The sequence below is a fragment of the Sideroxyarcus sp. TK5 genome (genome assembly GCF_054601595.1).
The window spans coordinates 23,636-37,515 of record NZ_BAAHSJ010000002.1 but is presented as its reverse complement, the minus strand read 5'-3'; the positions used below and the strand labels follow the sequence as shown (position 1 = coordinate 37,515).

Genomic DNA, 13,880 nt, shown 5'->3' with positions numbered 1-13,880 from the left:
TTCGACGATGCGGAGGATGCCATGCTAGCAGATTCAGTCCGGCTTTCTTTGGATCAGCATGGCGTCGCCGTAACTGAAGAAGCGATAGTTTTGTTCCACCGCGTGACGATAGGCTTGCAGCAGATCATCCATGCCGCCGAAAGCGCACACCAGCATCAGCAACGTGGAGCGCGGCAGGTGGAAATTGGTGAGCAGCACATCGACTACCTTGAAGCGATAGCCTGGGGTGATGAAGATGTTCGTCTCGCCCGAACCGGCTTTCAGTTCACCGCCGGCGGCGGCGCTCTCCAGCGCGCGCAGACTGGTGGTACCCACCGACACCACGCGCCCGCCGTTGGCCTTGGCAAGGGCGATGGCATCCACGGTCGCCTGCGGCACGGTGTAGCGTTCGCTGTGCATGACATGGTCGGCGACGCGGTCTGCACGTACCGGCTTGAAGGTGCCCGCGCCGACGTGCAGCGTGACAGTGGCGACTTCGACGCCCTGCTCGCGCAGGTTGTCCAGCATCGCCTCGTCGAAATGCAGGCCGGCTGTCGGCGCGGCGACCGCGCCCTGCTCGCGCGCGAACACGGTCTGGTAGCGCTCCTCGTCTTCCTCGCCTGCTGCATGCGTGATGTAGGGCGGCAGCGGCAGCTTGCCGTATCGCTCCAGCACAGCCTCGACCGGCGCATCACCTTCGAAACGCAGGTGGAAGAACTCATCCCTGCGCCCCAGCACGCTGACCTCGACCGCATCCGCCACCTTGAAAGTGCTGCCTGTCTTGGGCGACTTGCTGGCGCGCACCTGGGCCAGCACTTCATGTTCGTCCAGCACGCGCTCGACCATCACCTCGACCTGTCCGCCGCTGGCCTTCTGCCCGAACAGGCGCGCCTTGAGCACGCGCGTGTCGTTCAGCACCAGCAGGTCTCCTGCCCGCAGCAATTGCGGCAGATCGGAGAACATCCGGTCCGACATGCCTGCCGGGCCGACATGCAGCAAACGGCTGCCGCCGCGCTGTGCGGGCGGGTGCTGGGCAATCAAATGCTCGGGGAGCTCGAAGTCGAAATCGTCGGTACGCATACCTGGAATGTGGGCTGAAAAACCGGGCTGCGCATTGTAGTTGATGACGCAGGGCGTTTCATGGATAATTCGCGCCCTTCCGCGTGGTGATGGCTGCGCGCAAGATACCCTTGCCGGGGTGATGGAACTGGTAGACGTGCCGGACTCAAAATCCGGTGCCGCAAGGCGTGCGGGTTCGAGTCCCGCCCCCGGCACCAACACCACAAGGCAGACTTGGTCTGCCTTGTTCTTTTTCTGAGGTCACGATCATGATCTGGAAACCCAACGCCACTGTCGCCGCTGTCCTGGAACAGGATGGAAAATTCCTGCTGGTCGAAGAAGAGACCGCGCAGGGTGTGCGCTTCAACCAGCCCGCAGGCCACTGGGAACCGGACGAGACGCTGGCCGCCGGTGCGGCGCGCGAGGTACTGGAGGAGTCGGCCTACGATTTCGAACCGGAGTACCTGATCGGCATTTATCGCTGGCACTCGACTGCCTCTGACGTCACCTACCTGCGTTTCGCTTTTGGCGGCAAGATCCTCGGCCACCATCCGGAACGCAAACTGGACGAAGGCATCCTGCGTGCGGTGTGGATGACACCGGACGAGATCCGCGCCACGCAGGAACGCCACCGCAGCCCGTTGATATTGCGCTGCGTGGAAGACTATCTCGCGGGCAAACGTTACCCGCTCGATCTCATCACGCACTATGAGTAAAGGCTGCGTCGTCGTCGGTATGTCCGGCGGCGTCGATTCTTCCGTCACCGCACTCCTGTTGAAACAGCAGGGCTACGAGGTCATCGGCCTGTTCATGAAGAACTGGGAAGACGATGACGACAGCGAATACTGCTCCTCGCGCCAGGACCTGATCGACGCGGTGTCGGTGGCCGACACCATCGGCATCCCCATCGAGGCGGTGAATTTCGCCAAAGAGTACAAGGATCGTGTGTTCAGCTATTTCCTGCGCGAATACGAAGCGGGCCGTACGCCGAATCCAGACATCCTGTGCAATTCCGAGATCAAGTTCAAAGCCTTCCTCGACCATGCGCTGCGACTCGGCGCAGACAAGATCGCCACTGGCCATTACGCCGGCGTGCGCGAACAGGACGGCCTGTTCCAGTTGCTTAAGGCCGTTGATGCCAGCAAGGACCAGAGTTACTTCCTGCATCGCCTGAATCAGCAGCAGTTGTCCAAGGCCATGTTCCCGCTGAACAACATCCCCAAGAGCAAGGTGCGCGAGATCGCCCACCAGCACGGACTGTCCAACGCGGCGAAGAAGGACAGCACCGGCATCTGCTTCATCGGCGAGCGACCGTTCCGCGAGTTCCTCAACCGTTACCTGCCGACCAAACCGGGCGAGATGGTCACCCCGGAAGGCAAGGTGATGGGCCGGCACATGGGCCTGTCGTTCTACACCTACGGCCAGCGCCAAGGGCTGGGCATAGGCGGCGGCAAGGACGGCAGCGGCGAGCCATGGTTCGTCGCCGGCAAGGACATGGCGCACAACCGCCTGATCGTGGTGCAGGGGCATGACCACCCGCTGTTGCTGAACACCGAGCTGGACGCGCTGGACATGCAGTGGGTCAGTGGCAGCGCACCGGATTTGACGCGCGCCTACGCTGCCAAGACGCGCTACCGACAACAGGATGCCACCTGCCGCATCGCATTGTCAGGCGAGCACGGCGTACACTTCACGTTCGACGAAGCACAGTGGGCGGTCACCCCAGGACAATCGGTCGTGATTTACGAGGGCGACATCTGTCTGGGTGGAGGTATCATCGACACCTCCACGAAAAATCCCGTCCATACGCGTTAAAATATCGCGGTCATCATTGAAAGCAGAACCCATGTCACTCACAGCCCTCACCGCCCTTTCCCCGCTCGACGGCCGCTATGCCGGCAAGGTCGACGCCCTGCGCAACCACTTCAGCGAATACGGCCTGATCCGTTACCGTGTGCTGATCGAGATCGAATGGCTGAAGGCACTGAGCGCAGAGGAGCATATCCACGAACTGCCGCCTTTTTCGGTCGCCACCATCGCGCGCCTGGACCAACTGGCGGCACAGTTCAGCGAAGCGGATGCGGAGGCGATCAAGGCCATCGAGCGCACTACCAACCATGATGTGAAGGCGATCGAATACTGGCTGCGCGAGAAGCTGGCCGGCGATGCAGAGACCAAGGACGCACTGGAGTTCATCCATTTCGCCTGTACCTCGGAAGACATCAACAACCTGTCGCATGCACTGATGCTGAACCACGCACGCAAGGAAGTGATGCTGCCGGCACTGCAGTCCGTCATCGACAAACTGACCGCGCTCGCCCATCAGCATGCCGACCTGCCCATGCTGTGCCGCACCCACGGCCAGACCGCCACCCCCAGCACGCTGGGCAAAGAGATGGCAAACGTGGTGTGCCGTTTGCGCCGCGCCTATCAGCGCATCGCCGGTGTCGAGATACTGGGCAAGATCAACGGCGCGGTGGGCAACTACAACGCTCACCTGTCGGCCTATCCGGATATCGACTGGGAGCACTTCGCCCAGCGCTTCGTCCAAGCCCGCGGCCTCACCTTCAACCCTTACACAATCCAGATCGAGCCGCACGATTGCATGGCCGAACTGTATGACGCGTTCGCGCGCGCCAACACCATCCTGATCGACCTCAACCGCGACATCTGGGGTTATATCTCTCTGGGTTTCTTCAAGCAGAAAGTGGTGGCTGGCGAAGTCGGCTCCTCCACCATGCCGCACAAGGTCAACCCCATCGACTTCGAGAACTCGGAAGGCAACCTCGGCCTCGCCAATGCGCTGCTCAAGCACCTGTCCGAGAAACTGCCCATCTCGCGCTGGCAGCGTGACCTGACTGACTCTACGGTGCTGCGCAACATGGGCGTGGCGATGGGCTACACCCTGCTCGCCTACGAATCCTGCCTGAAGGGTTTGAACAAGCTGGAAGCCAACCCGCAGCGACTGGCGGAAGATCTCAACAACAGCTGGGAAGTGCTGGCCGAGCCGATCCAGACCGTGATGCGCCGCTACAACATCGAGAACGCCTACGACAAGCTGAAGGAACTCACGCGTGGCAAGGGCGGCATCAACCGCGAAAGTCTGGCCGCGTTCATCCTGACGCTGGACATCCCGGAATCAGAGAAGCAACGCCTGCAGGCACTGAGTCCGGAGACTTACATCGGCAAGGCGGCCGAACTGGCGAAACGCATCTAAGCCGGTCTTCCTCTGCTGCACAAACTACAAGCCCCGCAGAAGCGGGGCTTGTAGTTTCAGGCTGATGAAGTTCAGGCAGCTGCCTGGATCGGAATGTTCTCGCGCTGACCGATGATATTGTTGTGCTCGTCGAAATAGACCAGCGCCGGATGGTATTTCTGCAGCTCCAGTTCCGAATAGCTGGCGAAGGTCGCGATGATGACGATATCGCCGACATCGGCCTTATGCGCTGCCGCGCCGTTCACGGAAATGGTGCGCGAGCCGCGCTCGGCACGAATGGCATAGGTAGTGAAACGTTCGCCGTTGGTGACGTTCCAGATTTCAATCTGCTGATATTCTCGGATACCGCTGACATCCAGGAAGTTCTCGTCGATGGCGCACGAACCCTCGTAATGCAGCTCGGCCTGCGTCACGCGCGCACGATGCAATTTGGCTTGAAGCATGGTTCGTTGCATGGTTACCTCCTATCAGCTCCCGTCTGTCGCAGGGTCGCGCATTATAAACGCCTGAGCCTCAAAGACAAACCTCAAGGTTATCGATCAGGCGAGTGACTCCCAACCGAGCGGCGGCCAACACGACCAGTTTGCGCTCGCTCACTTGCGGCTTTCCCAGCCCGTGCTGACTGCGGATGGAGACATACTCCACCCCCCAGCCGCGCTTGGCAAGCGCCGCCTCGGCCACCTTCTCCAAGACATCGAAATCCCGCGCGCCATTCGCGAGCGACTCCGACACCTTGCTCAGCGTTAGATGCAGTTGCGCGGCTTCGGTTCGCTCGGCTGGCGTCAGATACTGATTGCGCGAACTTAATGCCAAGCCATCCTCGGCGCGTACCGTTTCACCTCCGACGATGGTGACCGGCAGATTGAACTGCGTCACCATCTGACGAATGATCGCCAGCTGCTGGTAATCCTTCTTGCCGAACAGGGCGACCTGCGGCTGCACCAGGTTGAGCAGCTTGAGCACGACGGTCGCCATGCCACGAAAATGCCCCGGACGGTGCGCGCCGCACAACTCGCTGGCGATGGGCGGCAATTCAACGTAGAAACTCTGTGGCTCCGGATACATCTCGTCCACGGCTGGTGCAAACACGACATCGGCCAGCCCCAGCAACTTGGCACAGTCCGCTTCCAGCGTGCGCGGATACTTGTCGAAATCCTCGTTCGGACCGAATTGCAATGGGTTGACGAAGATGCTCACCACGACGCATGTGCCCTGCTGTCGCGCCTGTTCCACCAACGCAACATGGCCTGCATGCAGATTGCCCATGGTGGGCACGAAAGCGATGTTGCTTTCGCGCGCCAATCTTGCGCGCAGTTCCACAACGGAATGGATGACTTGCATCAGAAGCAGTGTTCCTTGGCTGGGAAGGTGCCAGCCTTCACTTCGGCGACATAGCGCGCAACGGCATCGGCGATGGAAGCCGCGCCGGGCATGAAGTCCTTCACAAAACGCGCCTTACGACCGGGATACACGCCCAGCATGTCGTGCAGCACCAGCACTTGGCCGGAACAATCCGCACCCGCGCCGATGCCGATAGTCGGAATGGAAAGTTGTTTGGTGACAGCTGCACCCAGCACTGCTGGGATCGCTTCCAGCACCAGCATGGCGGCACCCGCCTTCTGCAGCACCAGTGCATCCTTCTTCAGTTTCAGAGCCGTAGCATCTTCCCTGCCCTGCACCTTGTAGCCGCCGAGCTGGTGCACCGACTGCGGCGTCAGGCCGATATGTCCGCACACCGGGATGCCGCGCGAGGTGAGGAAAGCGACCGTGTCGGCCATCTCGGCACCGCCTTCCAGCTTGACCATCTCGGCACCGGCCTGCATCAGTTGCACGGCATAACCGAAGGTCTCACGCGCGGAGAACTGCGAGGTGCCGAACGGCATGTCGGCGATGACGAAGGCCTGCTGCGCGCCACTGACCACGCATGCCGTGTGGTAAGCCATCTGTTCGATGGTGACCGGCAGCGTGCTCTCGCGCCCCTGTATCACCATGCCGAGCGAATCACCGACCAGCAGCACGTCGACGCCGTTGCTTTCCAGCAGGGTCGCAAAGCTGGCGTCGTAACAGGTCAGCACGGCGATCTTCTCACCGCGCCCATGCATCGCCTGCAATTTCGTCAAAGTCGTTCGCATCATTCCGCCACGTTGAAATACTCGCGTTGTCCGCGCATCCTGTCGATGCGGTCCAGCAGCAATCTGAAGTCGGCATCATTATCCGCGAAATTGAGTTTTTCGCTATTCACCACCAGCACCGGTGCTTCCTCGTAGTGATGGAAGAATTCGCCGTAGCTGTCGGCCAGCCTGGTCAGATATTCATCCTGGATGGTGCGCTCATGGCGATGGCCGCGCCTGCGCACGCGCGAGATCAGCGTATCGGTCGAAGCCTGCAGATAGATCACCAGGTCCGGCGTCGGCGCTTGCGGCGCGAGGCGCTGATAGATGGCCTGGTAAAGCTGGAACTCGTCCTCGCTCAGGTTGAGTCGCGCGAACAACGCGTCCTTCTCGAACAGGTAATCGGATACCGTGCGGCTCTGGAACATATCCATCTGGTTCAGGTCACGCACTTCGTTTATGCGCTGGAACAGGAAGAACAGCTGCGTCTGTAGCGCGTAGCGTTCGGCGTCTTCATAGAAGCGCGCGAGGAACGGGTTGTCCTGCGGTTTTTCCAGCAGTGTGCGCGCGACGTTATGTTCGGCCAGCCGCTTGGCCAGGCTGGTCTTGCCCACGCCGATGGGGCCCTCGACCACGATGTAGCGGTATTTACTCAGCGACATGTTCCAGTCGTTCCAGTTGTTGTCCCGCGCAGCCTGCCATCGCCACCGCCGCAGCCCCCACGCCGGGGATGATGCAATCCGGCGCGATCTCCAGCAAGGGCAGCAGCACGAACGCCCTCAGGTGCATCTGCGGATGCGGCACGGTCAGGCCGTGTTCGTGGTGCACCAGATCGTCATACATCAGCACGTCCAGATCCAGTGTGCGCGGCGCATCCTTGAATTCGCGCGTGCGCCCGCATTCCAGTTCCAGCGCCAGCAGCGCATCCAGCAGGGCGCGCGGGGCCAGTCCGGTTTCCACCTGTGCCACGGCATTGATGAAATCGGGCTGGTCGAGATAACCGACCGGCGCGCTGCGATAGAGCGACGACACCTTCAACAGTCGCGTCTGCGGCAGCTCACCGAGCGCCCGGAGTGCGTGATTCACCTGTGCGGCGGGTTCTGCAAGATTGCTGCCCAATCCTATGAATGCGGTATGGCTCATCAATCGATCGGCAGTTCGCCCTGCCCGGAAGACCTGGGCTTTCTGCTGCGCCGCCGTCGCTTCTTCGGTCCATCGCTCTCCGGCTGCAGCATCTCGGCGCGACGATCTTCATTGGTATGCTGGAACTCCTCCCACCACGCACCGAGTGCCTTGTCGGCTTCGCCGCTCTCGCAGCGCAGCAACAGGAAATCGTATGCCGCGCGGAAACGTGGCAAGGCCAGCAGGCGGAAGGGGCGCTGTCCCGCGCGCTGCTCGAAGCGCGGTTGTAACAGCCATATCTCCTTCATCACGGTGTCATAGCGGCGCGGGATCGCGAGCTTGGCGCGCTGCCGCTCCAGCACTTCGTCCATCGCCGCATGCAGCGCACCGACGGGTTTTTCGCCCGCTGCCTGCTTGGCGTTCCAGACTGTCAGCACCTCGTGCCACAGCAGCGCAGCGAACAGGAAGGCGGGAGACGTGGGCTTCTCCTCGGCGATGCGCTGGTCGGTATTTTGCAGGGCGGCCATCACGAACTTTTCGCCCATGGGTTGCTCAAGGATCACGTCCAGCATCGGTAGCATGCCGTGGTGCAGATGCATGCTCCGCAACTTCTTGATGCAGGCCAGCGCGTGGCCGGACAACAGCAACTTGAGCATCTCGTCGAACAGGCGCGCCTCGGGCACGTTGCTCAGCAGCTCTTTCATCTTCGCGATGGGGGCGGCGGTGGCCGGGTCCAGCTTCATGCCCAGCTTGGCCGACAGGCGCACCGCCCGCAGCATGCGCACCGGATCTTCGCGGTAACGCACTTCCGGATCGCCGATCATGCGCAGCGTGTTGGCGCGGATGTCGGCATAGCCGTTGTGGTAATCGAAGATCTCTTGCGAACTCGGATCGTAGAACAACCCGTTTGCGGTGAAGTCGCGCCGAGCAGCATCCTGTTCCTGGTCGCCGAATTCGTTGTCGCGCAGGATGCGTCCGTGCGCGTCGGTCTCGGCATCTTCCGCCTCGATGGCGCGGCGAAAGGTGGACACTTCCACCGTCTCTTCACCGAACATCACATGCACCAGCCGGAAGCGGCGGCCGATGATGCGCGCGCGACGGAACACGCGCTTCACCTCTTCGGGCGTGGCATCGGTGGCGACGTCGAAATCCTTTGGATGGCGGTCCAGCAACAGGTCGCGCACCGCGCCGCCCACCACATAGGCTTGGAAACCAGCCGCCTGCAAGCCGTCGGTGACACGCCGCGCCGCGTAGCTGATGCCCTCGCGCGTGACCTTGTGTTGCTCGAACGGGATCACATGCGCCCTGCTCTCTTTCGCGGCCGGGCGGGATCTGCCGAAAACCTTCTTGAATAGTCTTTTGATCATGGAGTCGTCTGATTACGCTGTCGCTACCAGCGGCGCGACATGGGCGCGGATTATAGCACCCGCACCTGTGCCCTCTCAGCGCAGGGAGATGACCGGCCAGCCCTGACGCTCGGCATGCGCACGCAAGGTCGCATCGGGATCGACCGCGACCGGCCGCTTCACTTTGGACAGCAGGGGCAGGTCGTTCAGCGAATCGCTGTAGAAACAACTCTGCCCGAAACTGCCCCAATCCCAGCCCCGCTCGCCCAACCACTGTTCCATACGCGTGACCTTGCCCTCGCGAAAACTGGGCACACCCGCTACAGCGCCGGTGAACTCACCATCCTTCTGCTCGGGATCGGTGGCGATCAGATGTTCGATACCGAACTCACGCACGATGGGTGCGGTGACGAAGCTGTTGGTGGCGGTGATCACCACGCACACATCGCCGGCATCGAGATGCTTGCGCACCAGCGCACGTGCCTTGTCGCCCATCATGGGGCGCACCTTGATGCGCATGAACTCGTCATGCCATTGATCCAGCACCTTGCGCGCATGACGCGACAAGGGCTTCAACTGGAAATCCAGGAACTCGTGGATGTCCAGCGTGCCCGCCTTGTACTGCTCGTAGAACGCCAGGTTCTTCGCCTCGAACAGTTCGCGGTCTAGTACGCCCTGCTCGATCAAAAACTGCGACCACTCGAAATCGCTGTCACCGCTCAGCAGGGTATTGTCCAGATCGAATAAAGCCAGATTCACATACACTCCTTGATGAAAAAGGCCTGCATCGCTGCAGGCCCTGTGCGTCCAGTTTCAGCGGCGCATTAGAACGTATAACCGATACCGACCGAGATAACCGGATAGTATTTGAAACTGCTCAGATCAGAGTTCAACTGCTTCTGCGCATCTGCATCCAGTGCAGCAGTGGTAGTCGATACCCCACCCGCTGTCCATGTGCCTTGCGAATTCACCGTTGCACTGGGGGAACCCTGGAACAGGATCCCGATATCAGTGCTGAACGAGAAGCCTTGCTTCTTGGGCTGACCGCTCCAGCCTATCCCGAGATAGGGCGAGACCTTGTTGAAACCCACCGATGTGTTGACCCCGCAGCCCCCAGTGGCAGCGCAAGTAAATGTTGTGCCGGATGCATCGTAAGTCGAACCGTTCGCAACCGTACCGGACAATTCAAGTTTGTTGCTGTTGAAGATCACCCCTGCTGTCAGGTGCGTCACGCCGCTCCATGGGCGCCAATCAACCAAAGTAGTCACGCTGGACAGCTTCAGATCACCCGAGAACGTCACACCACCGGAGTTCTCGCTGGCGCTGAATTTGAACTGATTGAACCCCAGACGGGCTGTGTAACGCTCAGTCATGGGCATGGCCAACTCCAACCCTCCGCCCAGCGTAGAAACATGGGCATCCAGTTTGACCATGCCGTCTGCTGCGTAAGCCTGCATCGGAAGTGCCGCCAGAACCAGTGTTGCCAGTGTCGCTCTCTTCAACATCTTGAAACCCCCTTGTCGTTTGAAAGTAAGAATTGTCACGCATAGAGACCGCCGCCCCGCGCCAGCCGAGACTCATTGTGCCAAATTCAGCCCTTCCCCGCCATGACTTCCTTCAGAAGTGGCACCGAAGCCGCACGCTTCAAGCGCAGGCAGTGCTCATCCAGCGCATCCAGCACCCGCAACAGCGAGGGCAAGTCGCGCCTGCCATGGCGCAACAGGTATTGGGAGACTTCCTGCGGTAGCCCGAAACCCCTTGCGCCGGCATGCTGGCGCAAGGCTTCCGCCTTTTCCTCGTCGCTGAGCGCATGCAGCTGGTACACCAAGCCCCAGCCGAGACGGGTGCGCAGATCGTCGCGCAAGGCAAGGTGAGCGGGTGCCCGCGAGCCGCTCACCAGCAACAGGCCGCCCTGCTCGCGCATACGGTTGTAGAGCTCGAACAAGGCGACCTGCGCCGTATCGTCCAGCGCCTCGACGTCATCCACCGCCACCACGCTTGCCGACTCTGGCACCGCACGCTCGGCGTACCGCGCATCTGCCGCCTGCGCCGCCATCGCCTGCATCAGATGGCTCTTGCCACTCCCCTGCTCGCCCCACAGATACACGGCACGCACCGCCGGGTCTCCCGCAGCCGCCTGCCGCAGGGCGGCGAGCAATTCGGCATTGCGCCCGGCGACGAAGTTATCCAGCGTCGGCACCCATTCCGGGGCGATGCCCAGCAACATCTGGCTCATGGTTTCAGGTACATGCTGCTGGAAAGATATTGCTCGCGCAGATGGCGCAGCAACACCAGCGATACGGCCGCCATCGGCAAGGCCAGCAACAGGCCGAAGAAACCGAATAACTGGCCGAAGGCCAGCAGGGCGAAGATCACCGCCAGCGGATGCAGGCCGATGCGCTCGCCCACCAGCCACGGGGTGATGACCATGCCTTCCAGCAACTGGCCCGCACCGAACACCACCCACACCAGCAGCAGGTCGCCGGTCAGACCGAACTGCATCAAAGCCGACAACGTGGCCAGCAGCAAGCCCAGCACCATTCCCAGATAGGGCACGAACACCAGCATGCCGGCCACGATGCCGATAGGCAACGCGAACTCCAGACCGACCAGCCACAGCACCACCACGTAGAACACGCTCATCAGCAGCATCACCGCGACCTGCCCGCGCAGGAATTCAGCCAGCACCTGATCCACCTCTACGGCGAGCTGGCGGATCTGCGTATGCCAATGGCGCGGGAGCAAACCATCGACACGGGCAAGCAACTCATCCCAGTCGCGCAACAGGTAGAACATCACCACCGGGATCAGCAACAGATTGGCGAACAAAGCGAACAGGGCACTGCCGCTGTCGCCCAGCCAGGGCAGTAGCACACCCGATACCAGCCCGCCCGCCCGTTGCCAGTGGTCGGCCAGCAACTGCTTCAGCGCGGCATCGTCCCATTCCAGCTCCGCCCCGAACCATTGCTGCAATGCCGGCAGCAGATGCCCCTTTGCCGCGTCCAGCCATTGCGGCAGCCGTTGCGCCAGCAGGGACAACTCCTGCTGCAACAACGGCAGCATGATCAGCAGCAACAACAGCCCCAGCAGCAGCGCGCCCAGCATCACCCCCATCACCCCCAGCGCGCGCGGCAGTTTCCATGCGCACAGCCGGTCCACCAGCGGGTCGAACACATAGGCCAGGATAGCCGCAGCCACGAACGGTGCAAGGATGGGTGCCAACAGATAGAGCAGCGCCAATGCGACGGCGGTCAGTGCCAGCCACTGCACGGCAACAGAGCGGGAGACGGTCATTTCGGGTAAAATCCGCGGCGAAAAACGTGCTGCACTTTACCTGCCAGAAAGCGAGAACTCAACTTGAGCCAGAATTCTTCCCTCTCCTACCGCGATGCCGGTGTCGATATCGACGCGGGCGACCAACTGGTCGAGAACATCAAACCCTTTGCCAAGCGCACCATGCGCCCCGAAGTGCTGTCCGGTATCGGCGGCTTCGGCGGACTGGTCGAGATCTCGAAGAAATACAAGGAGCCGGTGCTGGTCTCCGGTACCGACGGCGTCGGCACCAAACTCAAACTGGCGTTCGAGCTTAACCGCCATGACTCCGTCGGCATCGACCTGGTCGCGATGAGCGTGAACGACATCCTGGTGCAGGGTGCCGAGCCGCTGTTCTTCCTCGACTACTTCGCTTGCGGCAAGCTGGATGTGCCGAATGCGACCGACGTCATCAAGGGCATCGCCAAAGGTTGCGAAGATTCCGGCTGCGCGTTGATCGGCGGCGAGACCGCCGAGATGCCCGGCATGTACCCGGAAGGTGAATACGACCTGGCCGGTTTCGCGGTCGGCGTGGTGGAGAAGAGCAAGATCATCACCGGCGAACACATCAAGCCTGGTGACGTAGTGCTGGGCCTGGCCTCCAACGGCGCGCACTCCAACGGCTATTCGCTGGTGCGCAAGATCATCGAACGGAGCAAACCTGATCTGAACGCCAAATTCGACGGCGAGCGCACACTGGCCGACTGCATCATGGCCCCCACCCGCCTGTACGTGAAACCGATGCTGGGCCTGATGCAGAGCATCACGGTCAAAGGCATGGCGCACATCACCGGCGGCGGCATCACCGAGAACGTCCCGCGCGTGCTGCCCGCGAATGTCGTCGCCGACATCGACAGCAAGACCTGGCAGATGCCCAAACTGTTCGATTGGCTGCGCGAAGGCGGAAACGTCGCGGCGCAAGAGATGTTCCGCACCTTCAACTGCGGCATCGGCATGGTGGTGATCGTTGGGGCCGCCGACGCAGACAATGCGATCAAACAGTTGCAAGAGGCCGGTGAGACCGTGTCGCGCATCGGCACCATCCGCGCCCGCAACGGCGACGAGCACCAGACACAAGTCAAGTAAATGCCAGCACAGAAGAATATCGTCATCCTCATCTCCGGTCGCGGCAGCAACATGGAAGCTTTGTTGCGCGCCAAGCTGCCTTGCCGTATCGCCGCCGTGATCAGCAACAAGGCGGATGCGCAGGGGCTGGAGACGGCGCGCGCGCACGGCATCGAGACCGCCGTGGTGTCGCATCGCGACTACGCCGACCGCGAGGCGTTCGATAGCGCACTGGCAAAAGTTATCGATCACTATCAGCCCGACGTGGTCGTGCTGGCAGGTTTCATGCGCATCCTCACCGACGGCTTCGTGCATCGCTACACCGGGCGCTTGATCAACATCCATCCTTCGCTGCTGCCTGCCTACACCGGCGTCGACACGCATGCGCGTGCCCTGCAGGACGGTGTGAGGATCCACGGCTGTTCGGTGCATTTCGTCACACCCGCGCTGGATGGCGGCCCCATCATCATCCAGGCCGCCGTACCGGTGCTGAGTGACGACACGCCGCAAACACTTGCGGCGCGCGTGCTACACGAAGAACACCGCATCTTCCCTCAGGCAGTGCGCTGGCTGTGCCTCGATCAGGCCAGGCTCGAAGCAGGCGGTCGCGTCACCATCGACCGCATGGAGCAGCTCGGCACCACCCTGATCTCGCCCGGACTGGATTGA

The 13,880-nt window shown here is 61.5% G+C and carries 16 protein-coding genes and 1 tRNA gene; 6 read left to right on the top strand and 11 right to left on the bottom strand.

Annotated elements, in window-relative coordinates; translation table 11 throughout:
* Positions 1-33: 33 nt before the first annotated feature.
* On the bottom strand, positions 34-1,059 hold the full coding sequence (gene queA, locus ACYPYQ_RS03180; RefSeq protein ID WP_459719557.1) for a tRNA preQ1(34) S-adenosylmethionine ribosyltransferase-isomerase QueA: 1,026 nt from the start codon (positions 1,057-1,059) through the stop codon (positions 34-36).
* A 112-nt stretch (positions 1,060-1,171) separates the two neighbouring features.
* Here queA and ACYPYQ_RS03175 point away from each other — a divergent pair.
* The 4 genes from ACYPYQ_RS03175 to purB all read left to right on the top strand — a co-directional run bounded on the left by ACYPYQ_RS03175 (position 1,172) and on the right by purB (position 4,255).
* Positions 1,172-1,256 (top strand) — tRNA-Leu (locus tag ACYPYQ_RS03175).
* 51 nt (positions 1,257-1,307) lie between these two features.
* Positions 1,308-1,754, top strand: coding sequence for an NUDIX hydrolase (locus tag ACYPYQ_RS03170; protein ID WP_459719553.1), 447 nt, complete (start codon positions 1,308-1,310; stop codon positions 1,752-1,754).
* The gene (gene mnmA / locus ACYPYQ_RS03165) at positions 1,747-2,853 is read left to right on the top strand and encodes a tRNA 2-thiouridine(34) synthase MnmA (RefSeq protein ID WP_459719550.1); all 1,107 of its coding nucleotides are present in this window, start codon (positions 1,747-1,749) and stop codon (positions 2,851-2,853) included. Before ACYPYQ_RS03170 ends, mnmA begins: the two co-directional genes overlap by 8 nt.
* 31 nt (positions 2,854-2,884) lie before the next feature.
* Complete coding sequence (gene purB, locus ACYPYQ_RS03160) at positions 2,885-4,255, top strand: adenylosuccinate lyase (RefSeq protein ID WP_459719546.1); 1,371 nt, start codon at positions 2,885-2,887, stop codon at positions 4,253-4,255.
* Positions 4,256-4,326: 71 nt separating this feature from the next.
* On the opposite strand, the gene panD is transcribed toward purB, so the two are convergent.
* From panD to ACYPYQ_RS03110, 10 genes are all read right to left on the bottom strand, one after another.
* On the bottom strand, positions 4,327-4,710 hold the full coding sequence (gene panD, locus ACYPYQ_RS03155; protein ID WP_459719544.1) for an aspartate 1-decarboxylase: 384 nt from the start codon (positions 4,708-4,710) through the stop codon (positions 4,327-4,329).
* A 58-nt stretch (positions 4,711-4,768) separates the two neighbouring features.
* Complete coding sequence (gene panC, locus ACYPYQ_RS03150) at positions 4,769-5,596, bottom strand: pantoate--beta-alanine ligase (RefSeq protein WP_459719540.1); 828 nt, start codon at positions 5,594-5,596, stop codon at positions 4,769-4,771.
* Positions 5,596-6,387 (bottom strand): 3-methyl-2-oxobutanoate hydroxymethyltransferase, encoded by a 792-nt coding sequence (gene panB, locus ACYPYQ_RS03145; RefSeq protein WP_459719537.1) that lies wholly within the window; start codon positions 6,385-6,387, stop codon positions 5,596-5,598. The genes panC and panB overlap by 1 nt, the downstream gene beginning before the upstream one ends.
* The gene (locus ACYPYQ_RS03140; RefSeq protein WP_459719534.1) at positions 6,387-7,028 is read right to left on the bottom strand and encodes a deoxynucleoside kinase; all 642 of its coding nucleotides are present in this window, start codon (positions 7,026-7,028) and stop codon (positions 6,387-6,389) included. The genes panB and ACYPYQ_RS03140 overlap by 1 nt, the downstream gene beginning before the upstream one ends.
* A complete protein-coding gene (gene folK / locus ACYPYQ_RS03135) occupies positions 7,015-7,509 on the bottom strand; it encodes a 2-amino-4-hydroxy-6-hydroxymethyldihydropteridine diphosphokinase (RefSeq protein WP_459719531.1) in 495 nt (164 codons plus the stop codon). Before folK ends, ACYPYQ_RS03140 begins: the two co-directional genes overlap by 14 nt.
* Entirely contained in the window at positions 7,509-8,855 is a 1,347-nt protein-coding gene (gene pcnB / locus ACYPYQ_RS03130; protein ID WP_459719527.1) for a polynucleotide adenylyltransferase PcnB, read from the bottom strand. Before pcnB ends, folK begins: the two co-directional genes overlap by 1 nt.
* Positions 8,856-8,930: 75 nt before the next feature.
* Entirely contained in the window at positions 8,931-9,593 is a 663-nt protein-coding gene (locus tag ACYPYQ_RS03125) for a histidinol-phosphatase (RefSeq protein ID WP_459719524.1), read from the bottom strand.
* A gap of 65 nt (positions 9,594-9,658) precedes the next feature.
* On the bottom strand, positions 9,659-10,339 hold the full coding sequence (locus ACYPYQ_RS03120) for a hypothetical protein (protein ID WP_459719521.1): 681 nt from the start codon (positions 10,337-10,339) through the stop codon (positions 9,659-9,661).
* An 86-nt stretch (positions 10,340-10,425) separates the two neighbouring features.
* Positions 10,426-11,070 carry a DnaA regulatory inactivator Hda gene (hda, locus tag ACYPYQ_RS03115; protein WP_459719518.1) on the bottom strand — a complete coding sequence of 215 codons (645 nt, stop codon included), beginning with the start codon at positions 11,068-11,070 and terminating at the stop codon, positions 10,426-10,428.
* Positions 11,067-12,128 (bottom strand): AI-2E family transporter, encoded by a 1,062-nt coding sequence (locus tag ACYPYQ_RS03110; RefSeq protein WP_459719514.1) that lies wholly within the window; start codon positions 12,126-12,128, stop codon positions 11,067-11,069. The genes hda and ACYPYQ_RS03110 overlap by 4 nt, the downstream gene beginning before the upstream one ends.
* A gap of 63 nt (positions 12,129-12,191) precedes the next feature.
* On the opposite strand from ACYPYQ_RS03110, the gene purM reads away from it, so the two are divergent.
* Positions 12,192-13,232: a phosphoribosylformylglycinamidine cyclo-ligase gene (purM, locus tag ACYPYQ_RS03105; RefSeq protein WP_459719511.1), complete on the top strand. Its 1,041-nt coding sequence runs from the start codon at positions 12,192-12,194 to the stop codon at positions 13,230-13,232.
* Entirely contained in the window at positions 13,233-13,880 is a 648-nt protein-coding gene (gene purN, locus ACYPYQ_RS03100; RefSeq protein WP_459719508.1) for a phosphoribosylglycinamide formyltransferase, read from the top strand. It begins immediately after the preceding gene.

Excerpts from the sequence above, each read along its gene's own strand:
- queA (WP_459719557.1), bottom strand. The coding sequence starts at position 1,059 with ATGCGTACCGACGATTTCGACTTCGAGCTCCCCGAGCATTTGATTGCC.
- ACYPYQ_RS03170 (WP_459719553.1), top strand. The coding sequence starts at position 1,308 with ATGATCTGGAAACCCAACGCCACTGTCGCCGCTGTCCTGGAACAGGAT.
- mnmA (WP_459719550.1), top strand. The coding sequence starts at position 1,747 with ATGAGTAAAGGCTGCGTCGTCGTCGGTATGTCCGGCGGCGTCGATTCT.
- purB (WP_459719546.1), top strand. The coding sequence starts at position 2,885 with ATGTCACTCACAGCCCTCACCGCCCTTTCCCCGCTCGACGGCCGCTAT.
- panD (WP_459719544.1), bottom strand. The coding sequence starts at position 4,710 with ATGCAACGAACCATGCTTCAAGCCAAATTGCATCGTGCGCGCGTGACG.
- panC (WP_459719540.1), bottom strand. The coding sequence starts at position 5,596 with ATGCAAGTCATCCATTCCGTTGTGGAACTGCGCGCAAGATTGGCGCGC.
- panB (WP_459719537.1), bottom strand. The coding sequence starts at position 6,387 with ATGCGAACGACTTTGACGAAATTGCAGGCGATGCATGGGCGCGGTGAG.
- ACYPYQ_RS03140 (WP_459719534.1), bottom strand. The coding sequence starts at position 7,028 with ATGTCGCTGAGTAAATACCGCTACATCGTGGTCGAGGGCCCCATCGGC.
- folK (WP_459719531.1), bottom strand. The coding sequence starts at position 7,509 with ATGAGCCATACCGCATTCATAGGATTGGGCAGCAATCTTGCAGAACCC.
- pcnB (WP_459719527.1), bottom strand. The coding sequence starts at position 8,855 with ATGATCAAAAGACTATTCAAGAAGGTTTTCGGCAGATCCCGCCCGGCC.
- ACYPYQ_RS03120 (WP_459719521.1), bottom strand. The coding sequence starts at position 10,339 with ATGTTGAAGAGAGCGACACTGGCAACACTGGTTCTGGCGGCACTTCCG.
- hda (WP_459719518.1), bottom strand. The coding sequence starts at position 11,070 with ATGAGCCAGATGTTGCTGGGCATCGCCCCGGAATGGGTGCCGACGCTG.
- ACYPYQ_RS03110 (WP_459719514.1), bottom strand. The coding sequence starts at position 12,128 with ATGACCGTCTCCCGCTCTGTTGCCGTGCAGTGGCTGGCACTGACCGCC.
- purN (WP_459719508.1), top strand. The coding sequence starts at position 13,233 with ATGCCAGCACAGAAGAATATCGTCATCCTCATCTCCGGTCGCGGCAGC.